We start from the raw sequence: 24,624 nt of genomic DNA on the forward strand, positions 1-24,624 counted from the left end.
GTCATGGATTCCGGGCCTGGCCCTTCGAGCCATCCCCATTGCGCGCTTGCGCAATGGGGAATGACGCAGCGAGCGGGCACAGCGGCCTATTGCTCGATCAGCGGGGTCTTTGAAGACACGTGATGGCTCGCGATCTTCCAGTCGCTGTCCTCGCGGACGATCACCCAGGTGATCTTGACCGAGAGCGGCGCGGCCTTCTCGCCGAAGTCGAACGAGGCGATACCTGCCATATTGATCACCTCAGGGGCGACCGGCGCCGCCACCACCTCGGAGAAGCCGACGCGCGGCGCACGCCAGCGCGGCAGGCCATTGAAATAGGCCGCGACACCGTCTTGGCCGCGATAGAGTTTCGGGTTCGAGCCGAAGAAGAAGGCGTTTTTTGAATAGAGCGAGGCGAGCGTTGCCGCGTCGAGCTTCGCGAAGCCGGCGCACCATTTCGCGATGATGGCGAAAACGATGTCGTCGGCTTCGTTGCTCATGCACGCCTCAACCTTTCGCGACTTCCTTCGCAAAAGTATCGCGCAGCCCGATGGTGCGACTAAACACGGGCTTGCCCGGCGTCGAATCCTTGTCGCGCACAAAATAGCCCTGGCGCTCAAACTGCATCGGCTCGGCAAAATTGCTCTCCGCAACGGATGACTCGATCCGCGCGTCGGAAAGAATCTCCAGCGACTGCGGATTGAGATCGGCGGCGAAGTTCGAGGCGTCCGGGCTCGGGTTGGAGAAGAGCTGGTTGTAGATGCGGATCTCCGCGGGCTTGGAGGTGGCTGCCGGCAGCCAGTGCATGGTCGCCTTGACCTTGCGGCCGTCAGGCGCATTGCCACCCTTGGTCGCGGGGTCATAGGTACAGCGCAGCTCGACCACCTCGCCGGCATCGTTCTTGATTACGCCGGTGCACTTGACGAAATAGGCGTAGCGCAGCCGCACCTCGTTGCCCGGCGACAGGCGGAAGAACTTTTTGGGCGGGGTCTCCATGAAGTCGTCGCGCTCGATATAGAGCTCGCGGCCGAACGCTATCTTGCGCGTGCCGGCCGAGGGATCGTCGGGGTGGTTGATCGCGTCGAGCTCCTCGACCTGCCCTTCCGGATAATTCTCGATCACGACTTTCAGCGGCCGCAGCACCGCCATGCGCCGCTGCGACGTGCGGTTCAATTCCTCGCGGATGCAGAATTCGAGCATGCCGACGTCGACCACGCTGTTGGCCTTGGCCACTCCGATGCGCTTGACGAATTCGCGAAGCGCGGCCGGTGGCACGCCGCGGCGGCGTATCCCGGCCATGGTCGGCATGCGCGGATCGTCCCAGCCGGCGACATGGCCCTCGCGGACGAGCTGGGTCAGCACGCGCTTGGACAACAGCGTGTAGGTCAGGTTCAGCCGCGCGAACTCGTACTGGTGCGGCTGCGAGGGCACCGGCAGCTTCTCGATGAACCAGTCATAGAGCGGCCGATGGTCCGCAAACTCCAGCGTGCAGATCGAGTGCGTGATGCCCTCGATCGCATCCGACTGGCCGTGCGCGTAGTCATAGCTCGGATAGATGCACCATTTGTCGCCGGTGCGCGGATGATGCGCATGCAGGATGCGGTACATCACGGGATCGCGCAGGTTGATATTGCCCGCACCCATGTCGATCTTCGCCCGCAGCACGCGCGCGCCGTTGGGGAATTCGCCGGCCTTCATGCGGCGGAACAGGTCGAGGTTCTCCTCCACCGTGCGGTCGCGGAACGGCGAGTTCTTGCCGGGCTCGATCAGGGTGCCGCGGGAGGTTCGGATCTCTTCCTGGGTCTGGTCGTCGACATAGGCGAGCCCGTCGCGGATCGCCTTCTCCGCCCATTCGTACAGGCGGTCGAAATAATCCGAGGCGAAAAACAGGTTCTTGCCCCAGTCGAAGCCGAGCCAGTGCACGTCGGCCTGGATGGAATCGATGTATTCTTGCTCTTCCTTGACCGGATTGGTGTCGTCGAAGCGCAAATGGCAGCGGCCCGGAAATTCCTGGGCGATGCCGAAATTGAGCGCGATCGACTTGGCGTGGCCGATATGCAGGTAACCGTTCGGCTCCGGCGGGAACCGGGTCACGATTTCCTTGTATTTGGCCTGATCGAGGTCGGCCTGGACGATATCACGAATGAAATCGCGTCCAACCTCAGTCGCCACCGGTTCTGTGCTCATCCGAAAATCCTGTAGGGAAATCAGCGGTCCTTCTGCCAAATTCGCGTGGCTGAGCCAAGGCCTGGCGGGTCCGCTGTCGGGCTTTAGTTATGCTCCGGTCCTGATATATACCACCGCCTCCAATGCATAGGCCCTGCCAAGAATGACCGATTCCGTCGTCACACGCTTTGCTCCCTCCCCGACCGGCTTCCTCCATATCGGGGGCGCCCGCACGGCGCTGTTCAACTGGCTCTATGCAAAGAAGCACGGGGGCAAGATGCTGCTCCGGATCGAGGACACCGATCGTGAGCGTTCCACCGAGGCGGCCATCGGCGCCATCCTCGACGGGCTGAAATGGCTGGAGCTCGGCTGGGATGGCGACGTCATCTACCAGTTCAGCCGCGCCGCCCGTCACCGCAAGGTTGCCGAGCAGTTGCTCGCCGACGGCAAGGCCTATCGCTGCTACGCCACGGCAGAAGAACTCACCGCGATGCGCGAGAAGGCGCGCGCGGAAGGGCGTACCCGCCTTTATGACGGCCTGTGGCGGGACCGCGACCCGGCAACGGCCCCGGCCGACGTCAAGCCGACGATCCGGCTGCGGGCGCCGCAGACCGGCGAGACCGTGATCGAGGACCAGGTCCAGGGCCGCGTGGTCTGGCAGAACGAGAACCTCGACGACCTCGTCCTTCTGCGCGGCGATGGCAACCCGACCTACATGCTCGCGGTGGTGGTCGACGACCACGACATGGGCGTCACCCATGTCATCCGCGGCGACGATCATTTGATCAACGCGGCGCGCCAGAAGCAGATCTACGATGCGATGGGCTGGGCGCTGCCGAGCATGTCGCACATCCCGCTGATCCACGGACCCGACGGCTCAAAACTCTCGAAGCGCCACGGTGCGCTCGGCGTCGATGCCTACCGTGCCATGGGGTACCTGCCGGCTGCGCTGCGCAACTATCTGGTCCGGCTCGGCTGGAGCCATGGCGACCAGGAAATCTTTTCAACCGAGGAGATGATCGCGGCGTTCGACCTCTCCGGCGTCGGCCGCGCCGCGGCGCGCTTCGACTTCGCCAAGCTGGAGAACCTCAACGGCCATTACATCCGCAATGCCGACGATCAATCACTCGTGAAGATGTTCGAGGACGTGCTCGACCACGTTCCCGGCCGCGACGAGCTTAAGGCCAAGCTGAACGACACCACGCGTGCGCAGCTTCTCAAGGCCATGCCGGCCCTGAAGGAGCGCGCCAAGACGCTGATCGAGCTGATCGACGGCGCCTACTTCATCTTCGCCGACCGGCCGCTGGAGCTCGATCCCAAGGCGGCGACGCTGCTGACGGGCGAAAACCGCAAGCTGATCGGCCAGCTTCATTCCGCGCTGGAGAATGTCGAGACCTGGAGCGCGGCTGCTGCCGAGGCCGCGCTGCGCGCCTTTGCCGAGGAAAATAGTCTCAAGCTCGGCGCAGTTGCCCAGCCGCTGCGCGCAGCACTCACCGGACGATCGACATCGCCCGGGATTTTCGAGGTTTTGGACGTGCTCGGACGCCAGGAAAGCCTGGGCCGGCTTAAGGATCAGGCCAAGGACTAGGCTACGACGTAAGTCGACCATGCGCGGCGCCATCTTGCAGCGCACACAGCAATAATATACCCATCTCACCCGTACCTTCTGGAACATCCGGCCTGCCCCACCATTTCATCGGGGCCTCCGGATCCGGCCCGTTTCACCATACATCGGGGACCTCTGATGGACGCAAAACCAAGCAATAAGACCGCCACGCTGACGGTCGGAAACAAGAATTTCGATCTCCCGATCCTCAGCGGCAGCGTCGGGCCTGATGTCGTCGATATCGGCAAGCTTTACGGCCAGTCCGGCCTCTTCACCTACGATCCCGGCTTCACCTCGACCGCGAGCTGCCAGTCCAAGATCACCTATATCGACGGCGACGCGGGCGTGCTGGAGTACCGCGGCTACCCGATCGAGCAGCTCGCCGAGAACGGCGACTTCCTCGAGACCTGCTACCTCCTGCTCTACGGGAGCCTGCCGACCGCCGCGCAGAAGAAGGATTTCGACGACCGCGTGATCCATCACACGATGGTGCACGAGCAGATGGCCCGCTTCTTCCAGGGCTTCCGCCGCGACGCTCATCCGATGGCAATCATGGTGGCCGCCGTCGGCGCGCTGGCCGCGTTCTACCACGACTCCACCGACATCAACGATCCGAAGCAGCGCATGATTGCGTCGATGCGGATGGTCGCCAAGATTCCGACGCTGGCGGCAATGGCCTACAAGTACACGATCGGCCAGCCCTTCGTGTATCCGAAGAACTCGCTGAAGTTCGCCGAGAACTTCCTCAACATGTGCTTCGCTGTGCCGTGCGAGGAGTACAAGATCAATCCGGTGCTGGCCGACGCGCTCGACAAGATCTTCATCCTGCACGCCGATCACGAGCAGAACGCCTCGACCTCGACGGTGCGTATCGCCGGTTCCTCCGGCGCCAACCCGTTCGCCTGCATCGCCGCCGGCATCGCCTGCCTGTGGGGCCCGGCGCATGGCGGCGCCAACGAAGCCGCGCTCGCGATGCTCGCCGAGATCGGCTCGGTCGACAAGATTCCGGAATTCATCGCCAAGGTGAAGGACAAGAACAGCGAAGTCCGCCTGATGGGCTTTGGCCACCGCGTCTACAAGAACTACGACCCGCGCGCCAAGATCATGCAGAAGATGTGTCACGCCGTGCTCAAGGAGACCGGCCATGGCGACGATCCGATGCTCAAGGTGGCGCTGGAGCTGGAGCGGATCGCGCTCAGCGACCAGTACTTCATCGACCGCAAGCTCTACCCGAACGTCGACTTCTATTCGGGCATCACGCTGAAGGCGATGGGCTTCCCGGTCTCGATGTTCACCGTGCTGTTCGCGGTCGCCCGCACCGTCGGCTGGATCAGCCAGTGGAGCGAGATGATCGAGGATCCGCAGCAGAAGATCGGCCGCCCGCGCCAGCTCTACACCGGCGTCCCCCGCCGCGACTACGTGCAGATCGGCGATCGGAAGTAAGTTCGGCCATCACGGCCCTTCGGAACGGCGCCATCGCGAGATGGCGCCGTTTTCGTTTTTGCCCGCTATTGTTGGGGGCAAAGCGAAGCGTGCTCACTCTACGATCCGCCGGTTACCGCTTGCCCTTGCGCATCGTCGCCAGCACGATATCGGCGGCGAGCACGCTGGGCGACTTGTTGCCGGTCGACATGATCGTGTCGAGCTGGGCGAAAGCCTCGACCTGTTGCCGGCGCAGCGGCGAATCCGTCAGCACCTCGGACAGCGCCGGCGCGAGCTTCTCCGGCGTGCAGTCCTCCTGCAAGAACTCCGGGATCACCTCCTTGCCGATCACGAGATTGGCGAGGATGACCGAGGAGACGCTGACCGCGCGGCGGAGGATGAAGGCTTCGACCGCGCTGACGCGATAGGCCGTCACCATCGGAATGCCCGACAGCGCCAGCTCCAGCGTCACCGTGCCGGATTTCGCAAGCGCTGCGTGCGCGATCCGGAAAGCAGCGCGCTTCTCGTTTTCGCCAACCACGATCTGCGGCTTGACCGGCCAACTCGCCACCCCCTCGCGGATGGTGGCCTCCAGATGCGGCATGGTCGGCAGCATCGGGGCGAACGCGCGGCCTTCGGCCTGCAGCCGGCCCAATGTCGCTCCAAACACTTCGAGATGATGCCGGATCTCGCTGCGGCGGCTGCCCGGCAGCACCAGCAAAACCGGCGGTTCGGCGGTGCGGCGCGTCTGCTCCTCGGCATTCGGCCGCAGCGACGACAATTGCTCGATCAGGGGATGGCCGACATAGCTGCATGGCGGTCCCCGCAGCTTGCGGTATTCCTCCGGCTCGAACGGCAGCAGGCCGAGCACGTGATCGACATAGCCGAGCATGGCGCGCGCGCGGCCCGGTCGCCAGGCCCAGACCGAGGGCGAGACGTAATCGACGATCGGGATCGCCGGATTGCGCGCGCGCACGCGGCGGGCGACGCGATGGGTGAAATCGGGACTGTCGATGATGACGAGCGCGTCGGGCGCGGCCTCCGTCACCGCACCCGCGGTCTCGCGGATCAGCCGCAGGATCTTTGGCAGTTGCTGCACTACCGCGGCGAAGCCGACGATCGACAATTCCTCGATCGGGAACAGCGAAACCAGCCCCTCACGCGTCATGGTGCGGCCGCCGACGCCCTCGAACTGCACGCCATCGCCGAGCCGCTGGCGCAGCACCTTCATCAGCGCGCTGCCGAGCCGGTCGCCGGATTCCTCCGTCGCGATCAGAAAGATCTTCCGCTTTGGATCGCGCCCCTGCATCACGCCGGCAGACCGATGACGAAGAGATATTTTGCGTCGGCAAATGCGATCATCGCCTGCGGCTCGGCGGCAATGGTGTTGCCGGCGATGACTGCGAGGCCGGCGAGGCCGGCGGCGGCGACACCCTCGATGGTGCGTGCGCCGATCGTTGGCAGGTCGAAGCGCAGATCCTGACCGCTCTTTGGCGCCTTCACCAGCACGCCGCGTCCTGTGGCCGCGCGGATGCGCCCTTCCTCGCGCAAGCGCGCGACGCGCGCGAGCAGCGCGTCGGTGCCCTCGATATCCTCGACCGCCACCACGTGGCCGTCGATCACGACCGCGGCCTGGCCGATGTCGAACGGGCCGAGCGCGGTCAGCACTGCGCGGCCGCGCTCGATGTCGGTCTTACTGTTGTCGCTCGGCCAGGCGCGCGTGATGCAGCCCTCGGGCATCAGCAAATCGGGCGCGACATCCTTGATGCCGACCATGCGAAAGCCGCCTTGCTCGAGGATGCGCCCGACGCCGGATAACAAATGATCATCGCCGCCGCGGAAGGCGCGGATGACGTTGCCGAGCAGCCGCAGCGTTGTGAAGTCGAACCGGATCTCCGACAGCGAAGGCCGTACCAGCGTGCCGATGAAGATCAGGTCGCGGCAGCCCTCCTCGCGAAACAGCCGCATCGCGCGGCCGAGCTGGCCGACCGAGATCCAGCGGTGGCGGAATTTTTCCACCTGCGCCGGATCGCAGGCGCCGCGCAGCGGAAACAGCACCGGCATGATGCCGCGCGCGGCGAGCGACTCGGCGACCGCGAACGGCATCGCGCCGCCGCCCGCGACCACGCCGACCGGTGATGAAATCTCCGAAGCCGCCGATGTCACGCCCGCGGCCATCCCAGAACTCACTTCGCGATGGCAGGAAGACAGAGCGGGCGATGCTTGCCCTTGCCGATGAAGTCGAGGATCTCGGCGATCGCAGGATCCTCGCCGGCGAGCGGCTGCACCGCCGCGAGCCGTTCGGCGAACATGCCGGGGCCGTGGAAAAGTTTTTGGTAGAATGCACGCACCGTCGCAAGCTGCTGCTTGGTGAACTTGCGCCGCTTCATGCCGATGATGTTGAGGCCCTCGAGCACCGCATACTGGCCGTTGACCAGCCCGAACGGAATGACGTCATCGCGTACGCCGCAGACGCCGCCGACCATCACCTGCGGGCCGATGCGGGTAAACTGGTGCACCGCGGAGAGACCGCCGATGAAGACGAAGTCGCCGATCTCGCAGTGACCGCCGAGCGTCGCCGAGGTCGCGAAGATCACGTCGCTGCCGACATGGCAGTCATGGCCGACATGGCTGCAGTTCATGAAATAGCTGCGATCGCCGACCTCTGTGATGCCCCCGCCGGCGACCGTGCCGGCATTCATGGTCACGGATTCGCGGATGGTGCAGCCCGAGCCGATCGTCAGCTTCGTCAGCTCGCCACGATAGCTGAGCGATTGCGGCGGCGTGCCGAGCGAGACGAACGGATAGATGGTGCAATCATCCCCGATCGAGGTCTGCGCGGTGATGTGCACATGTCCGATCAGCTTGCAGTTTTTGCCGATCACGACATGCGGACCGATGATGCAATAGGGCCCGATCTCGGTGCCTTCGCCAATCACGGCACCGTCTTCCACCCGCGCAGAGGGATCAATCTTACTCATCAAAAAGGTCTAATTATGTGTTGAAGTTGCTTGGTTTTCCGGTCGTTAGCGCGACTGTGCCCGATCTGTCCAGTGACGTATCATCTCGGCTTGTTTCAGATGCCGGCCGAAGCAGCCGCCCCGATATGTCAACGACCTCATCCAGCGCTTTAAGTGCCGCAAAGCCGCCGCGACACATATCGGCTACGCATCCCGGATGACACGCAAGATGACGCCGAGCTGAATCCGCGAGAGCTTGAACGGCTCTCAGTCCGTCAGCATGGCGCCGACGTCGGCTTCGGCCACGACCTGGCCGTTGACCTTGGCGTCGCCGTGAAACCACCACATGGCCTTGCGGCGCCCGATCGAGCGCATGTGATACTCGATGGTGTCGCCGGGCAGCACGGGCTTGCGGAATTTGCACTTGTCGATGGTGAGGAAATAGACCGCCCGCGGCTTCTCGGTGCCCTCGACCGACTTGATGCCGATCACGCCCGCAGTCTGCGCCATCGCCTCGATCATCATGACGCCGGGATAGACCGGGCGATCCGGAAAATGCCCCTGAAACTGCGGCTCGTTGAAGGTGACGTTCTTGACGCCGATGCCGCTGTAATCGGTGCGGATGTTGATCACGCGGTCGATCAGCAGCATCGGAAAGCGGTGCGGGAGCGTTTGCAGGATCATGTTGATGTCCACAAGCTCGAACCTGACCGGTGCTTCCTCCGTCACTCCCGTTCCTCCTGCTTTGGATCGGCCTTGCTGTCGCGCGCCAAGCGCTCCACCGCCAAAATTTCCTTGAACCACTGTCTGGTCGGCTTGGCAAAAAAACCACCCCAGCGTCCGCCCGGCGGGATGTCGTCCTTGACGCCACTCATGGCCGTCACCTGAGCCCCGTCGCCGATCTTGACGTGATTATTGATGCCAACCTTCGCTCCCAGCGCCACGTTGTCGCCGATGGTCAGGCTGCCGGCCAGCCCGATCTGGGCTGCCAGCAGGCAGTGCCGGCCGATGGTCACATTGTGGCCGATCTGGACCTGATTGTCGATTTTGGTGCCCTCCCCGATGACCGTATCCCGCAAGCTGCCGCGGTCGATCGTCGTGCCGGCGCCGACCTCGACGTCGTTCTGGATCACCACCCGGCCGGTCTGCGGCACCTTCAGATGGCCCTCGGGACCGAAGAAGATGAAGCCGTAACCGTCCTGGCCGATTGAGCAGCCGGGATGGATCAGGACGTTGTTGCCGATCAGCGCGCACTGGATCGCCGTGCGGGCGCCGACATTGCAATCCCGGCCGATCTTGACGCCCGGGCCGATCACGGCCCCCACGCCGACCACCGTGCCGCTGCCGATCTCGACGTCGGGACCGATGACGGCCAGGGGATCGACGACAACGCCGTCCTCGAGCCGCGCCGAGGGGTCGATGATCGCCGACGGCGCGATGCCGTCATTGCCGACCCAGGATTGCGGCCTCAGCGCGTCGCCGTGCCATTCCCGCGCGATCCTGACGAAGGCGCGGAACGGCTGCGCCACCCGCAGCACCGCCACATGCGCGGGCACCTGGGCCTCGAAGCGCGGGCTCACCAGGCAGGCCCCGGCTTTGGTCGCCTTGAGCTGGTCGGCGTATTTCAGATTGTCGAAGAACGCCAAGTGCATCGGACCGGCTTCGTCGAGCGAAGCCAGGCCCGTGATGACGTGGCCGCCCCGGGTGGGGTCGACCAGTTGCGCCTTGGTCAGCGCGGCAATGTCAGCCAGCGCTGAGGCTGGCGGCTTTGTGAAGAAGATCGGCTGCGCCATTCCACCCCGTCGCGGTCCGGCTTCGGCATGAAGCGGTCAAGCCGCATCATGCCTCATCTCTTGGATCGGCACGATCCCTTCGGAAACCGGCTCCACTGATCCGGATCGTGCCCTGCTGATCGAATTAGAACGTCGTGCCGCCGCCGAACCGGAACTCCTGCGTGCGGTCATTCTTGCCCTTGGTGAGCGGCACGGCGTAGTCGAAGCGCAGCGGTCCGAATGGCGACTGCCAGATCAGACCGACACCAACCGACGAGCGGACGACATTGCCGTTGTCATACACCAAGCCGGTGCAAGTTCCGGCCGAGGCCGGGTTGACGGTCGATGGCGTACAGCTCGAGTTCTTGGTCGTGGTCATTTCGTTGGTCAGCGACCACGTCGTCGGGCCCTGATAGTCGTAGAGGCCGCCGGCGTCGGCGTAGACCGCGCCCTTCAGACCCACTTCCTTCGGCAGGAACCAGAACGGCATCTGCAATTCGAGCGAAGCGCCCCAATATTTGGTGCCGCCAAGCGCGTCCTGCGTGCCAAAGGGATTCAAATCGCGCGGACCGATGCCGTTCGGAGCAAAGCCGCGGACCAGGTTCGGGCCCATCTGGAATTGATCGAGCATGCGCAGATCGCTGCCGAGCTTGGTCAGCATGCCGCTCTGGACGTGGACGAGGCCGACGATGTCAGACACCAGCGGAGCGTAGTATTTCGCATCGACAACGGACTTCAGGTAGGTGACATCGCCGCCGACGCCGGCGAAGTCCTGACGGAAGTCGACGAGCAGACCGTCCGTGGGGTTCTTGTTGTTGTCCAGTGTGTTGTAGGTCAGCGTGTAGCCGAGCGCCGAGGTCAGCGTCTTGCCGTTGGCGAGCTCCTTGCGCACCGGCAGCGAGGCTTCGCCGTCGCTGTAGCAGCCAAGGCCGCTGGTCGCGCTCAGGTCGATACCGTTGGCGTTGGCGAAGGCCGGGCTCGGGTTGAATGCCGCCGATCCCACGACGTTGTTACAGTTCGACAGGTAGTACGGCAGGGTGATTTCCTGCTGATAGATCGAGTAGCGCAACTGGAGCGCCAGATCTTCACGTAGGCTGAAGCCGAGGCGCGGGCTGAAGCCCAGCGTCTTGGTGCCGTAGGAGATGTAGCTGTTGGAGAGCTGCTGGCGCTGATAGAGGTCGAGGCCCAGCGCGACGCGGTAGTCGAGCAGATACGGCTCGACGAACGACAGCGAATAGCCGCGCGCATACTGGCCGTAGGTCACCGACGCCTTGGCGAACAGGCCGCGGCCTAGCAGGTTGCGCTCGGAGATCGAGACTTCGGCGAGCGCACCGTCGGTGGTGGAGTAGCCGCCCGAAACCGAGAAGTCGCCGGTCGACTTCTCTTCGAGATCGACGATCAGAACCACGCGGTCGCTGGAGGAGCCCGGCTCCGTCGTGATCTTCACGGTCTTGAAGTAGTCGAGGTTCTTCAGACGGCGCTCGGCACGATCGACCAGCGCGCGGTTGTAGGCGTCGCCCTCGGAGATGTCGAATTCGCGGCGGATAACGTAGTCGCGCGTGCGGGTGTTGCCGCGGACGTTGATGCGCTCGATATAGGTGCGCGGGCCTTCGTCGATGTTGAAGACCACGGCCACGGTGTGCGCTTCGAAGTTGCGGTCACCGCCCGGGCGGACCACGGCGAAGGCAAAGCCGCGGCGCGACGCCTCGATCTGCATCTCCTCGACCGACTTCTCGACCGATTCGACGTTGTAGAGCGAACCGACGTTGACGCGCGAATAGGCGCGCATCGAAGTGGGGTCGAAGTTCGGAATGCTGGAGCGGAAGTCGATCGCGCCGACGCGGTACTGCTGGCCTTCCTCGATCTTGAAGGTGACGAGGAAGCCCTTCTTCTCCGGATCGTATTCGGTGAGCGCGGCCACGACCTGGACGTCGGCGAAGCCGTTCTTGAGATAGAACCGGCGGATCAGGTCGCGGTCGGCCTCGACCCGATCGGGATCGTAGATGTCGCTGCTGGCAAGGAAGCTCAGCAGATTCGATTCGTGGGTCTTGATGATGTCCCTGAGCCGGTAGGACGAGAACGCATTGTTGCCGACGAAGTCGATCGACTTGACGCCGGTCTTGGCGCCCTCGTTGACCGTGAAGACGAGGTCGACGCGGTTGTTCGGCTGCTCGATGATCTCGGGCGTGACGCGGACGTCGTAGCGACCGGAGCGGCGATAGATTTCGGCGATTCGCAGCGTGTCGGACTGCACCATGGCGCGGGAGAAGGTCCCGCGCGCCTTGGACTGGACTTCGCTGGTGAGCTGCTCGTCCTTGATCTTCTTGTTGCCCTCGAAGGCAACGCGGCCGATCACCGGGTTTTCCACCACGGAGACGATGATCTGGCCGCCGGAGCCGCGATTGATCTTCACGTCCTGGAACAGGCCGGTCTCGATCAGCGCCTTTAGGCCGTCATCGATAGCGCCTTGATCCAGGCGGCCGCCCGGGCCCGGCTTGAAATAGGAGCGGATCGTCTCCACCTCGACACGGCGATTTCCTTCGACGGAAATCGACTGAACGGTCTGAGCGAGCGCAGACGAAGACACAAAAACAGCCCCGACCGGGGCAACCACCGGCGCGCCGAACATGATCAGGGCGGCGAGCAAGCCGCCCCGGAGTCGCAGTCCAAACTTCATGCGCAACGCGCCCTTATCATTCCGTACCAGACCCAACCCCAAGGCCAGTCTGGGAGATTCCCCAAGTTCACGCCGCTTGTAGCCAATTTCCCCGACGCCGCAAACGGCCGCGCGCGCCGTAATTTCATTTTCAATCCAAGACGTTGCCGATCAGCAACGTCACAAAAAAGCCCCTATCAGGACGCCGCCATTCGCAGGATGTCGTTGTAGGTTGCGAACACCATCAGCATCAGCACCAAACCGAGCCCGATTCGGAACCCCATCTCCTGTGTCCGCTCGGAGAGCGGCCGTCCCCGGACCACCTCAGCCGCATAGAACATAAGGTGACCGCCATCGAGCAGCGGGATCGGGAACAGATTCAACAGGCCGATCGAGACCGACAGCACGGCGCACAAATTGATCACGAACTGGAACCCGGCGCTGGCCGCCTGCCCCGACATCTTCGCTATTCCCAGAACGCCGCTGACCTCACCGGGATTACCGGTTCCCACGAACAGCGAGCCCAGGAACTTGAAGGTGCTGGTGATGATGAACCAGACCTGCTCGACCCCGATCTTGAGCGCCTCGCCCACGCCGACCGGCGCGGTCGAGGCCTCACCGGCCTGAGACTTGTGCTCGACGCCGAGCACGCCGAGATGGTGGCTGTTGCCGAACGGGTCCTTGCGCTCCAGCAGCGCCGGCGTCGCGGTCAGCGAAACCACCGCACCGTCCCGCTTCACCTGGAAAACAAGCGCCGAGCCCGCGTTCATCGCGACCATGCGCTGCATGTCGGCAAAGCTCTCGATCGGCTTGCCGTCGATCTGCACGACGACGTCCCCGACCTTGAAGCCGGCCGTGGCGGCGGCGCCGTCGGCGACAACGCCGTCCACGCGCGCGATCGTGCTCGGCTTGCCGTAGTACAGCGCCATGACGGCGAAGATCAGCGCGCCGAGGATGAAATTGGCGATCGGTCCGGCTGCGACGATGGCGGCGCGCGGGCCGACCTTCTTGTGATGGAAGCTGCCGGCGCGCTCCTCGGCCGTCATGGCCGCGAGCCTTTCGGGCGATGGCGTTGAGGCCTCGCTCTCGTCGCCGAAGAACTTGACGTAGCCGCCGAGCGGGATCGCCGAGATCTTCCAGCGGGTGCCATGGCGGTCATTGAAGCCGACCAGCTCAGGGCCGAAACCGAGCGAAAAGGTTAACACGCGAACGCCCGCCCAGCGGGCGACCAGGAAATGGCCGAGCTCGTGGAAGAACACGACGATGGTCAGCACGAACAGGAAGGGAACCGCGTAACCGAGGAGCCCATGGCTCAACGTATTGAAACTATGGACGAAAAAGTCAGACATCGATACCCCTTATCCAGCGCCGCAAGGCCCTGGCCGCGAACCATCTAGGATGCCTTTAAGGCAATTTGAGGCAATAGGGCGGCAGCTCTATTTCGCGCAACATGGTCAACAGAGATTGCATCATCGGCGGAGGTCATAGGGGCCTGGTTCCCACCGCGGATCCAGTCATCCAGCGTCGCCTCCACCAGTCGCGCAATCGCGCCGAACCGAATCTTGCCGGCGATGAAGGCGGCCACTGCGACCTCGTTTGCGGCGTTGTAAACGGTGGTCGCGCCCTTCCCCGTCCGCAGCGAATCGAAGGCCAAGCGAAGCCCGGGGAAGCGCTCGAAATCCGGCGCCTCGAAGGTCAATTGGCCGATCTTTGCCAGGTCGAGCTTGGCCGCGGGGCCCTTGATGCGGTCGGGCCAGCCGAGGCAGTGCGCGATCGGCGTACGCATGTCGGGCGCGCCGAGCTGGGCCACGACCGACCGGTCGGAAAACTCGACCATGCCGTGGATGATCGACTGCGGGTGAACCAGCACGTCGATCTCGTCCGGCGTCAGCGCGAACAGATAGGACGCCTCGATCACCTCGAGCCCCTTGTTCATCATCGAGGCGGAATCGATCGTGATCTTCTGGCCCATGCTCCAGTTCGGATGCTTCAACGCCTGGGCGAGCGTGGCCTGCTCGATGTCGGCGCTCTTCCAGGTCCGGAACGGCCCGCCCGAGGCGGTGATGATGACACGGACCAGCTCGTCGCGATTGCCCGAGCCCAGCGCCTGGAACAGGGCGTTGTGCTCGGAATCGGCCGGCAGGATGCAGGCCCCTGCTTTCGCCGCGCGCTGCATGAAGAAGTCGCCGGCGCAGACCAGACATTCCTTGTTGGCCAGCGCGACATGCGCACCGCGATCGACCGCAGCCAAGGCCGGCTTCAGTCCGGCGGCACCGCTGACCGCGGCCATGACCCAGTCGGCCGGACGCGCGCCGGCCTCGATCACCGCGCTTTCGCCGGCGCCACATTCGGTGCTCGTTCCGGCAAGCGCGGCCTTGAGCTCGGCGAACTTGGAGGTATCGGCGATCGCCACGAAGCGCGCGGAAAATTCCTTGGCGAGCTTTGCCAGCGCGTCGACATTGCCGTTCGCCGTCAACGCCTCGACGCGGTAGCGCTCGGGAGCAGCACGCAGCAGGTCCATCGTGCTGTCGCCGATCGAGCCGGTAGCGCCGAGAACCGTGACGCTGCGGACGGCAGATGCCGCAGCCTTGTTGTTACGCAATGGGACCGCGCTCATATCCTCACCAAACCATAAGACCGCTTCCGGCGCTATGCACACCATGGCGGAGAAAGCCGATAATCCATGCCACCAGGATGGCAGCGACAAAGCCGTCCAGACGGTCCAGAAGCCCGCCATGGCCGGGAATTAAGTGACTGGAATCCTTGACCCCGAAGCGCCGCTTCACCGCGGATTCGAAGAGATCGCCGAGCTGCGAAACCATCGACAGGATGGCGCTGACGAGCAGCAGCGGAACCGCCTTTCCAAGCCCGCAGGCTGCAAAGCCGGCCGCAACCAGAAGGCTCGCCGCAAAGCCGCCGAGCGCCCCGGCCCAGGTCTTCTTGGGGCTGACGCGCGGCCACAGCTTCGGTCCGCCAATGCCGCGGCCTGCGAAGTAACCGCCGATATCGGTCGCCCACACCACGAGCAGCACGAACATCAACGCGGCGAAGCCGTTCACGGGATCCTGCCGCACCAGGATCGAGGCCAACAGCGCCGCCGATGCATAGGCGAAGCCGGAAGCGGCCCAGACAAACTTGCGTCTCGCGAGCAGCGCAACGATCGCGCCTCCGACGAAGCCGGTGATGACAGCGGTCTTGAGCGCGCCGAAGGCGACGCAGAACCCCATGATGGCGACGACGGTCGTCGCGGACGCGGTCAGCGCGAACGACCCCGCGCCCACCACCATGAGCCATTCCGCGAACAATCCGATCGAGACCAGCGTGACGAGAAATGCCCATAGCCAGCCGCCGGCATAAGCGATCGCAATGACGAGCGGCGCAAGCACGACCGCCGCGGCCACCCGCATCACGAGATTGCTCGAGGCCGGCGCGGAGCCTGCCGGTGCGGCGTCGGGTTCGCTCACGAGGCGGTTTTCGCGACGAGGCCGCCGAAACGGCGTTCACGCCTGGCAAATTCGGCGATCGCGCTTTCGAGCGCGGGCTTGTCGAAATCGGGCCAGTGGATCGGCACGAACACCAGTTCGCTATAGGCGGCCTGCCACATCAGGAAATTGGACAGGCGCTGCTCGCCGCTGGTGCGGATGATGAGATCGGGATCGGGAATGTCGGGCGCGTCGAGATGGACGCCAAGCGTCTCGGCATCGATCGAGGCCGGATCGCGCCTGCCGTCGGCGACTTCGCGCGCGAGCTTCTGCGCCGCCTTCGCGATCTCCTGCCGCGAACCGTAATTGAAGGCGACGACGAGCGTGAGGCGGGTGTTGTCGCGCGTCAGTTCCTCGGCCTCGTTCAGGAGCGCACAGATGTCGCTCTCCAGCCCGTCTCGCTCGCCGATGATGCGCACCTTGACGCCGTCGCGATGCAGGCTCGCGAGATCGTTGCGGATGAAGCGCCGCAGCAGGCCGAAGAGATCGCCGATCTCGCTCGCCGGGCGCGACCAGTTTTCGGAGCTGAAGGAGAAGATGGTGAGATAACGGATGCCGAGCTCGTGCGACGCGCGAACCACGCGGCGCAGGGCCTCCACGCCGCGGCGATGGCCTTCGGCCCGCGGCAAGCCGCGCGCGGCCGCCCAACGCCCGTTGCCATCCATGATGATGGCGACATGCGCAGGCGCGTCGGACCGGTCGTGTCCCTCCGTGACGGGCGCGGCGGCGTTGGACATGAAGGATGCTCTAGACGGTGAGGATTTCTTTTTCCTTGGCGGCCAGCAACTGATCGATCTCGGCGATCGTGCTGTCGGTCGCCTTCTGCACGTCGCCGGCCAGACGCTCTTGGTCGTCCTCGGACATCTCGTGGTTCTTTTCGAGCTTCTTGAGAACGTCGAGGCCGTCGCGGCGGACATGGCGCGCGGCGACCTTGGCGGCTTCCGCGTATTTGTGCGCGACCTTGACTAGTTCCTTACGCCGCTCCTCGTTGAGCTCGGGAATGCGCAGGCGCAGCACCTGGCCTTCTGTCGCGGGCGACAGGCCGAGATTGGAATCGACGATCGCCTTCTCGACCGGCTTGACCATCGCCTTGTCCCAGACCTGGACCGAGATCAGCCGCGGTTCCGGCACGCTGACGGTGGCGAGCTGGTTGAGCGGCATGTGGCTGCCGTAAGCCTCGACCTGGACCGGGTCCAGCATCGATGCCGACGCGCGTCCCGTGCGCAAGCCACCGAGCTCGTGCTTGAGAGACTGGGTGGCGCCCTGCATACGGCGCTTCAATTCGTTGATGTCGAAATTACCCGTGGACATCTCGCTTCTCCTTCAAAATCCCGGCCGAACTCCCGGCCAAAATTCCAGCGACGTCTCCGCGCCCCTTCTTTTGAGGCGCGACCGATGAGCCGTCAGCCGGCGACGATGGTTCCGTGGCCGCCGCCACGCAGAATCGCGCCGATCGAACCCGGCTCCGCGATCGAGAACACGATGATAGGCAGCGACGTCTCGCGGGCAAGCGCGAAGGCGGTCGCATCCATCACCTTGTAGTCCCCTTCGATGGCCTGCGAATGCGTCAGCCGGTCGAACCGCTTGGCGGTCGGATCCTTCTTCGGGTCGGCCGAGTAGACGCCGTCGACATTGGTCGCCTTCAGAACCGCCTGTGCGCCGATCTCGGCGGCGCGCAGCACCGCGGTCGTGTCGGTGGTGAAGAACGGATTGCCGGTCCCACCACCGAGCAGCACGATTCGACCCTCGGCGAGGTATTTGTGTGCGGCGGCGCGGGTGAACAGCTCGGAAATCTCGGGCATGACGAAGGCCGACAGCGTGCGCGCCGGCGTGCCCTTGCGCTCGATCGCCGACTCCAGCGCGAGGCAGTTCATCATGGTGGCGAGCATGCCCATGGTGTCGCCGGTCGGACGCGACACGCCGCGGGACGAGACCTCGACGCCGCGCACGATATTGCCGCCGCCGATCACGACGGCGACCTCGGTCCCGAGATGACGCGCGGCGATCAGATCGTCCGCGACCCGGTCGACGGTCGGCTGATCGATGCCAAAACCCTGCTGTCCCGCGAGATATTCGCCGGACAGCTTGATCACGACGCGACGATAGACCGGATCAGTCATGAGCACTTTTCCTTGTCCGGGCGCCGCTTCCGGCGGCACGCCGGAAGGAACGTTCCGGCGCTTACTTCTTGCCGCTGGCGGCGGCGACTTCGGCCGCGAAGTCGCTTTCCTGCTTCTCGATTCCCTCACCAAGAGCATAGCGCACGAAGCCCGCGATTTTCACGGGACCGCCAACCTTGCCCTCGGCCTCCTTCACCGCCTGCGCCACCGACTTGCCGGTGTCGTGGATGAAGGCCTGCTCAAGCAGGCAGACTTCCTTGTAGTAGGTCTTCAGGCCGGACTCGACGATCTTTTCGATCACGTTCTCGGGCTTGCCCTGCTGGCGGTACTTGTCGGCGAGCACGTCCTTTTCGCGCTTGACGGTCGCCGGATCGAGGCCGGACGGCTCGAGCGCGAGCGGGTTGGCGGCCGCGACATGCATCGCGATCTGACGGCCGAGCGTTGCGAGCTCGTCGGTCTTGCCGGGCGATTCCAGCGCCACGATCACGCCCATCTTGCCGGCGCCTTCGACGACCGCGCCGTGGACGTAGCTCGACACAACGCCCTGGCTCACTTCGAGCGAAGCAGCGCGGCGCAGCGTCATGTTCTCGCCGATGGTCGCGATCGCGTCATTGATCGCGGCTTCCACCGTGACGTCGCCGACCTTGGTGGCCTTGATCTTCTCGACATCTGCACCGACGTCGAACGCAACCTGGGCGATCATCTTGACCAGGCCCTGGAACTGGCCGTTGCGCGCGACGAAATCGGTCTCGGAGTTGACCTCGACCACGACGCCCTTGGTGCCCTTGGTCAGCGCACCGATCAAGCCCTCGGCCGCGACCCGGCCCGACTTCTTGGCGGCCTTCGACAGGCCCTTCTTGCGCAGCCAGTCCTGCGCCGCTTCCATGTCGCCACTGGTCTCGGTGAGCGCAGCCTTGCAGTCCATCATGCCCGCGCCGGTCGACTCGCGCAGGTCCTTGACCATCGCCGCTGTGATCGTAGCCATCGTTGAAAATCCTTTTTGCCTGCCGGTTTGCCGCGGCGTGGCATCGAAGCGCCCGCCGCGGTCCATCTCAGGAATTCGCGTCAACTGAAATGGTGGCCGGATCTTATCCGGCCAACCCGTCGCTCTTTTTGACTATTCCGCTTCCGCGGTCAGCGCCTTGGCCTTGGCTACCCAGGCGTCCGCGCGGCTGGGCAGACCGACCTCTTCGCCGATCTTGTGCGCGGTGTCGTGATTGAGCTCGGCGAGCTGCCAGAAGTGGAAGATGCCGAGGTCGTTGAACTTCTTCTCGATTTCGCCCGACACGCCCGGGAGCTTCTTGAGATCGTCGACGGTGCCGCGCGGACCGGCGAGGCCCTGGAAGCCGCTCGTCGTCGCCGGAAGCTCTTCAGCCACCGGCCGAACCGAAGCGCCGACGTCGACACCGGAATCGCCCTGGGCGCGCCCGATGCCGTCGATCGCCGCGCGCGCGATCAGGTCGCAATACAGCGCGATCGCGCGGCCGGCGTCGTCATTGCCCGGCACCACATAGGTGATGCCCTTCGGGTCCGAATTGGTGTCGACGATCGCAGCGACCGGGATGTTGAGCCGCTGGGCTTCCTGGATCGCGATGTCTTCCTTGTTGGTGTCGATCACGAAGATCAGGTCGGGCAGACCGCCCATGTCCTTGATGCCGCCGAGCGAGCGGTCGAGCTTGTCGCGCTCGCGCTGAAGCGTCAGGCGCTCCTTCTTGGTGTAGGAGCTGGCATCGCCGCCGGACAGCACGTCGTCGAGGTGACGCAGGCGCTTGATCGAGCCGGAGATCGTCTTCCAGTTGGTCAGCGTGCCGCCGAGCCAGCGCGAATTGACGAAATACTGCGCGCAGCGCTTGGCCGCGTCGGCAACGCCGTCCTGCGCCTGGCGCTTGGTGCCGACGAACAGGATGCGGCCGCCCTTGGCGACGGTGTCGCTGACCGCCTGCAAGGCGTGATGCAGCAACGGCACGGTCTGGGCGAGGTCGACGATGTGGATGTTGTTGCGGGCCCCGAAAATGAACGGCGCCATTTTCGGATTCCAGCGGTGAGACTGGTGACCAAAGTGCACGCCGGCTTCGAGCAGCTGACGCATAGTGAATTCGGGTAGTGCCATCGTTATAATTCTCCGGTTGGTTCCTCCGGAAGCGTGTGAGCAAAACGGAGCGTTGTCGCCCCGGCTGCCACCGGACGGCCTTGTGAGCCATGCTTCCGTGTGAGATGGCGCGCTGTATAGCGCGATTTCGGCCAGAAGCAAGGAAATAAGGGCCTTTCGAGGGCATTTTCACTGCCCTGCTCCAGGCCCTTTTCCCGTGGTTTTACGCCACCCGCTCTAGCACTTCGGCTGGTTGGGTGGGCATTTCTTGGCCGCGGCCGGCGGCGCAGCGGGGCGTGGCGGCGGGGCGGCCGGACGCGGCGGCGGGGCGACCGCGACCCGTGGCGGCGGAGGCGGCGGAGCCGGCCTTGCCACTGGCGGCGGCGCCGGCCGGGCGGCCGCAACCGGCGGCGGTGCCGGGCGGGGTGGCGGCGGAGCAGCCATCCGCGGCGGCGGTGGCGGAGCTGCTCGCGGTGGCGCCGGCGCAGGGCGTGCCGTGACCTGCGGACGCGGCGGCGGAGCCGCGGCTCGCGGCGGTTCGGGCCTCATCTGCTGCCGGGCGACCGGCGGCGGTGGCGGCGGAGCCGCCGGTTTGACCGAGGTCGCGGCCGGCCTGGCGGTCGCAGACGCCGGAGGCGGCACGACGGCGTGGCCCGGTCCGGGCGGCCTTCCCGGGGCCGGCGGCGTTGCGGTGGCTGGCGCCGCAGCGGTTGGCGCCGGCGCACTTGGCCCAGGCTTGCCACCAGGAGCTTGGCCGCCAGGAGCGTGGCCACCAGGCGTTTGGGCCGCGGACGGCAGCGGACCGGTCCGACCGGGCACCGGCGGCGTTCCATGGGCACCGGGAACCGGAAGTGCATGCGCGTTGGGCTGCCCCGGCGCTGGAGCTGCGGCGGGCGCGTTGGCGTGCGCCGGCGGAACATTGGCCGCAGGTGCGGTTGCCGTCGCGGCCGGCTTGCCATTCGGAGCTGCGGCCGATGGTGGCCCTGCCCCCGGAGGCACCGGCGGCGTACCGGGCGCCGGCAGTGTGTTGGCCTGCGGCAGCTTCTGTGGGCCGGACATCGCCGCGCCGGGCGCGACGCCCGCCGGGGTCGCGGGAGGCGTCCCGGGCCTCGCCGTCGCATTGATCGCGGCGCTCGGCGGCATCGGCGCCTTGCCTTGCTGGATCAGGGCAGCGCGCTGCGCGACCGCCTGTGGCACGGCTGGACCTGCCGGGTTGGCGCGGCCGGCGACCGCGGGTGCCAGATTGCCCGGTCCGGGGCCCGTCCCCGCCGGCGGTGCCAGCGGCCGATTGATCACGGTGTTGATGACCGTGGTGTTGTGGATGTTCTGGTAGATGATGTTGTTGGGCGGCGGTGCGACATAGACTGGCGGCCTGACGAACGCCGGGATCGGCACGAACATCGGCTGCGGCAGGATAAACAAGCCGTCCACAGGCAGCGGCGGCGACAGCACGACGAAATCCGGCGGCGGCGGCGGCAAATAGTAGACCGGCGGCGGCGGCGGCGGCGCGAAGCCGAACACGGGATCGCCGAACAGAAGCACGGGACGGTCGACATAGACGATCTCCTCCGGCGGCGGCGGCGGCACGTCGTAGTCGATCATCGCAAAGCTCGGCGGCGGCTCGACCGGCGCGGTCAGGATCGCGAGGCGCCGGTGCGCGTCGGCCGCATGCGGCCCGCGCGGATAGCGGCGCAGATACGACCAATAGGCCTCCGGCGTGTCGTTCCGATAGGTCCGCCGCCAGGTGATCGCCTCGCGCCGCGCCGCAACGATCGCCATGACGCGCTTCGACAGGGGATCATTCGGATAGGCGGCGAGAAACTCTTCGTAGACCGGCAGCGTGTCGCGCTCGAGCGCGGCCGCATAGGCATCTTGCGCGCCGAGATCGCGGATCGGCTTGTTGCGGATCGCGGCGACCTGATCCGGCGTGGACTGCGGCGGCGGCGCATCGGGCCCGCGCTCGAAGAATGAGAATTGCGCGCTGATCTTCTGCTCGTCCCAGGGCACCTGCGCGCCCTTGCTGGCTTCGTTGACGCGCAGGCGAACGCGGTCGAACACCTCCGGCAGCGACAGGCCGCCGGTGCGGATCATCTCCGCCAGCGACTGGGCGTAGATGCCATAGGGGCCGGGCTCCTCAGGCGCGACGGTGCCGGGCGCCGCGTTGAAGGCGATCAGCATATTCGGATCAGGCTCGACCAGCGCCAGCCCGCTTGCGATCTGCTGGCCGCCCTCGATGAAGGGCTGCGCGCGCGCCGCGTCGAGCACCACGATGTTGGCCTTGAGCGGAATGGCGGCGAGTTGGCGGAGATAGTCGCTGAGGCGCAAGGCTTCGGTCGGAACGTCGGTGTCGCGCGTGATGTTGGAATCGACCGGGATGAAATAGTTCTCGCCGGCGAGCTGGACGCCATATCCGGCCAGATAGATCATCGCGACGGTGCCCGGGCCGGAGGCGTGCGCCTTCTGGATGAAATCGCGAAAACTCTTGCGCAGCGTGTCGCCGTCGAGATCGCGCGCGCCGACCACGTCGAAGCCCGCCGCCTGCAGCGTCTGCGCGATCAGGCCGGCGTCGTTCGCGGTCGTCGCCAGCGGCGACTTGGCATAGGCGCCGTTGCCGACAACGAGCGCGATGCGTTTTTCCTGCTGCTGCGCCCGCGCCGGATCGAGCGCGCCCGCAGCAAAGAACAGGATCGGCAGAAGGAAGCAGATGAAGGCCTTGTGTGTCCCACGCATGGCTTGCTTGCCCGCTATTGTTGAGTGTTGAGAGCCAACGCGCATGAGACGCGCGGCCGGCTGAACGGCGCTTGAACGAAAAGCTTGGATTGAGGCGGCGGAATGGCGCCCACTCAGACGTCAGCTCCGCGTAACCTTTACGGCCGCGAAACGGCGGGCATCTCGGCAGATCCTTCAGCCATCAGGCCGTTCAGCCCTGCGCGATCAGATCGACCGTCCCCGTCGTAAGCCGGTAAATGCCGCCCACGACCTTCAGCTTGCCCTGCTCCACGGCAGCATTGAGGATCGGCGCGGCCGACTTCAGTTTCGCAACGTTGTCGATCACGTTTTGCCGGATCGCCTTGTCGAGCACCTCCCCGCCCTGCTGCATTGCCGCCTTGGCGGCGGGCGCGATCGCGTCGACCAGCGAGGGAATGTGTCCCGGCGGCGGCTTGTTGTCCTTGAGCGCCTTCAGCGTCGCATCGACGGCCCCGCAACTGTCGTGGCCGAGCACGAGGATCAGCGGCGTGTTGAGCACGGCCACTGCATATTCCATGCTGGCGATGGTCTCGGTGCCGGCAAAATTTCCGGCAACGCGACAGACGAACAGATCGCCGCGGCCGCTGTCGAAGGCGTATTCCGGCGCGATGCGCGAGTCGGCGCAGCTCAACACCGCCGCGAACGGGTTCTGGCCGCCGGCCAGGGCCTCGCGCTCGTGCTTGAAATCGTGGCGCCGCGACACGCCGTCGACGTAGCGCGCATTGCCCTCCACCAGCCGCTTCAGCGCCCCGTCCGGCGACAGCACATTTTGCGGCTTGGGCGGCGCCTTGGCCTCCTTGGCGACGGCTTTGCCGGCGAAGGCCAGGCCCAGCGCGGAGGCGGCAAACAGCATCGCCGAACGCCGCGATGGTGCGATCCTGTCCTGTAGTGATTCAGAGCATTTGTCACACATGTTACGTTTCCTCCCGGCGCGATGGACGAACTGCGTGGTCGCGATCAAAGTCGCAACGATGTGACGAAACCACAAATGATGGTGCGGGCGGCGCCCGAACTGGTCTGCGTAGCCCGAACGATGCGCTCGCCGAATCTCACCTGGACCTATTCCGCCAGCCGAAGCTCTGCGATCGTCGTCCTTGCGGCCGGTTCGTCCAATGGCAGGAAATCCAGCGGCCCTTGATTCTTGTAACCGGAGGTCATCGCAAGGGTGAGACCCCAGCCGAGCAATCCCGTGCTCGCGTTTGCGATCATGGCGGTCTTGCGCTCACTGAGGCGCGTAACGAAGAACACGGTCTGGCCGGATTGAGCCGAGAAGTCCACGCGCGTGACGCCGAGCGCCACTTCTTCTGCCACGAACTGGTGTTGGCCCGCCGGGCGATCGATATAGACATAGGTCCCGGTCTTCAAACCCTTGATCGGCGTACCATCGAGGGAAAATGCCCAGTCCGGATCGCCAATGCCGCCAAAACCCTTCTCGCGAAACACGACGACGCGCGCCTGCCCGGCTTTCGGCGGACCTATCTTTCGTACCGTCTCGGAATAGTCGAGCCCACTTCTCGCCGTCTCACAGCCGCACAGCAATGCGGCAGCCATGAGCAGTACCAGCCCACGCAGTAACATCACGCCCCCAATTCATTCCCGAGGGCATGCTAGCCAAAAACATCGC

General features: G+C 65.1%; 21 protein-coding genes. 2 read left to right on the plus strand and 19 right to left on the minus strand.

The window, feature by feature from the left end; all coding sequences use genetic code 11:
- Positions 1-86 precede the first annotated feature (86 nt).
- A complete protein-coding gene (locus IVB18_RS27400) occupies positions 87-479 on the minus strand; it encodes a nuclear transport factor 2 family protein (protein ID WP_247983537.1) in 393 nt (130 codons plus the stop codon).
- Positions 480-486: 7 nt separating this feature from the next.
- A complete protein-coding gene (locus IVB18_RS27405) occupies positions 487-2,166 on the minus strand; it encodes a glutamine--tRNA ligase/YqeY domain fusion protein (RefSeq protein WP_247983538.1) in 1,680 nt (559 codons plus the stop codon).
- 142 nt (positions 2,167-2,308) lie between these two features.
- On the opposite strand from IVB18_RS27405, the gene gltX reads away from it, so the two are divergent.
- Both gltX and gltA read left to right on the plus strand, forming a co-directional pair.
- Positions 2,309-3,733 carry a glutamate--tRNA ligase gene (gene gltX / locus IVB18_RS27410; RefSeq protein ID WP_247983539.1) on the plus strand — a complete coding sequence of 475 codons (1,425 nt, stop codon included), beginning with the start codon at positions 2,309-2,311 and terminating at the stop codon, positions 3,731-3,733.
- A 156-nt stretch (positions 3,734-3,889) separates the two neighbouring features.
- Positions 3,890-5,194 carry a citrate synthase gene (gene gltA, locus IVB18_RS27415; RefSeq protein WP_247983540.1) on the plus strand — a complete coding sequence of 435 codons (1,305 nt, stop codon included), beginning with the start codon at positions 3,890-3,892 and terminating at the stop codon, positions 5,192-5,194.
- 112 nt (positions 5,195-5,306) lie between these two features.
- Here the strand turns inward: gltA and lpxB are convergent, their stop codons facing one another.
- From lpxB to IVB18_RS27500, 17 genes are all read right to left on the minus strand, one after another.
- A complete protein-coding gene (lpxB, locus tag IVB18_RS27420; protein ID WP_247983541.1) occupies positions 5,307-6,485 on the minus strand; it encodes a lipid-A-disaccharide synthase in 1,179 nt (392 codons plus the stop codon).
- The gene (lpxI, locus tag IVB18_RS27425; protein WP_247991744.1) at positions 6,482-7,339 is read right to left on the minus strand and encodes a UDP-2,3-diacylglucosamine diphosphatase LpxI; all 858 of its coding nucleotides are present in this window, start codon (positions 7,337-7,339) and stop codon (positions 6,482-6,484) included. The genes lpxB and lpxI overlap by 4 nt, the downstream gene beginning before the upstream one ends.
- A gap of 20 nt (positions 7,340-7,359) precedes the next feature.
- Complete coding sequence (lpxA, locus tag IVB18_RS27430; RefSeq protein WP_247983542.1) at positions 7,360-8,154, minus strand: acyl-ACP--UDP-N-acetylglucosamine O-acyltransferase; 795 nt, start codon at positions 8,152-8,154, stop codon at positions 7,360-7,362.
- Between the two features lie 246 nt (positions 8,155-8,400).
- The gene (gene fabZ / locus IVB18_RS27435) at positions 8,401-8,862 is read right to left on the minus strand and encodes a 3-hydroxyacyl-ACP dehydratase FabZ (RefSeq protein WP_247983543.1); all 462 of its coding nucleotides are present in this window, start codon (positions 8,860-8,862) and stop codon (positions 8,401-8,403) included.
- Entirely contained in the window at positions 8,859-9,926 is a 1,068-nt protein-coding gene (lpxD, locus tag IVB18_RS27440) for a UDP-3-O-(3-hydroxymyristoyl)glucosamine N-acyltransferase (RefSeq protein WP_247983544.1), read from the minus strand. Before lpxD ends, fabZ begins: the two co-directional genes overlap by 4 nt.
- Positions 9,927-10,050: 124 nt before the next feature.
- Entirely contained in the window at positions 10,051-12,582 is a 2,532-nt protein-coding gene (gene bamA / locus IVB18_RS27445; RefSeq protein WP_247983545.1) for an outer membrane protein assembly factor BamA, read from the minus strand.
- Positions 12,583-12,758: 176 nt separating this feature from the next.
- On the minus strand, positions 12,759-13,910 hold the full coding sequence (gene rseP, locus IVB18_RS27450) for an RIP metalloprotease RseP (RefSeq protein WP_247983546.1): 1,152 nt from the start codon (positions 13,908-13,910) through the stop codon (positions 12,759-12,761).
- Between the two features lie 44 nt (positions 13,911-13,954).
- On the minus strand, positions 13,955-15,178 hold the full coding sequence (gene dxr / locus IVB18_RS27455; RefSeq protein ID WP_247983547.1) for a 1-deoxy-D-xylulose-5-phosphate reductoisomerase: 1,224 nt from the start codon (positions 15,176-15,178) through the stop codon (positions 13,955-13,957).
- Between the two features lie 4 nt (positions 15,179-15,182).
- A complete protein-coding gene (locus IVB18_RS27460; RefSeq protein WP_247983548.1) occupies positions 15,183-16,025 on the minus strand; it encodes a phosphatidate cytidylyltransferase in 843 nt (280 codons plus the stop codon).
- Complete coding sequence (locus IVB18_RS27465; protein WP_247983549.1) at positions 16,022-16,780, minus strand: isoprenyl transferase; 759 nt, start codon at positions 16,778-16,780, stop codon at positions 16,022-16,024. Before IVB18_RS27465 ends, IVB18_RS27460 begins: the two co-directional genes overlap by 4 nt.
- A 10-nt stretch (positions 16,781-16,790) precedes the next feature.
- Positions 16,791-17,354, minus strand: coding sequence for a ribosome recycling factor (frr, locus tag IVB18_RS27470; protein WP_247983550.1), 564 nt, complete (start codon positions 17,352-17,354; stop codon positions 16,791-16,793).
- Positions 17,355-17,446: 92 nt separating this feature from the next.
- A complete protein-coding gene (pyrH, locus tag IVB18_RS27475) occupies positions 17,447-18,163 on the minus strand; it encodes a UMP kinase (RefSeq protein WP_247983551.1) in 717 nt (238 codons plus the stop codon).
- A gap of 61 nt (positions 18,164-18,224) precedes the next feature.
- Positions 18,225-19,148: a translation elongation factor Ts gene (gene tsf / locus IVB18_RS27480; protein ID WP_247983552.1), complete on the minus strand. Its 924-nt coding sequence runs from the start codon at positions 19,146-19,148 to the stop codon at positions 18,225-18,227.
- A 132-nt stretch (positions 19,149-19,280) separates the two neighbouring features.
- Positions 19,281-20,273 (minus strand): 30S ribosomal protein S2, encoded by a 993-nt coding sequence (locus IVB18_RS27485; RefSeq protein ID WP_247983553.1) that lies wholly within the window; start codon positions 20,271-20,273, stop codon positions 19,281-19,283.
- Between the two features lie 216 nt (positions 20,274-20,489).
- Positions 20,490-22,982: a caspase family protein gene (locus IVB18_RS27490; RefSeq protein WP_247983554.1), complete on the minus strand. Its 2,493-nt coding sequence runs from the start codon at positions 22,980-22,982 to the stop codon at positions 20,490-20,492.
- Positions 22,983-23,172: 190 nt separating this feature from the next.
- Positions 23,173-23,913 carry a carbonic anhydrase gene (locus IVB18_RS27495; RefSeq protein WP_247983555.1) on the minus strand — a complete coding sequence of 247 codons (741 nt, stop codon included), beginning with the start codon at positions 23,911-23,913 and terminating at the stop codon, positions 23,173-23,175.
- A 146-nt stretch (positions 23,914-24,059) separates the two neighbouring features.
- Positions 24,060-24,551, minus strand: coding sequence for a DUF2846 domain-containing protein (locus IVB18_RS27500; RefSeq protein WP_247983556.1), 492 nt, complete (start codon positions 24,549-24,551; stop codon positions 24,060-24,062).
- Between the last annotated feature and the right edge of the window lie 73 nt (positions 24,552-24,624).

It is taken from the genome of Bradyrhizobium sp. 186 (genome assembly GCF_023101685.1).
Lineage (GTDB): Bacteria > Pseudomonadota > Alphaproteobacteria > Rhizobiales > Xanthobacteraceae > Bradyrhizobium.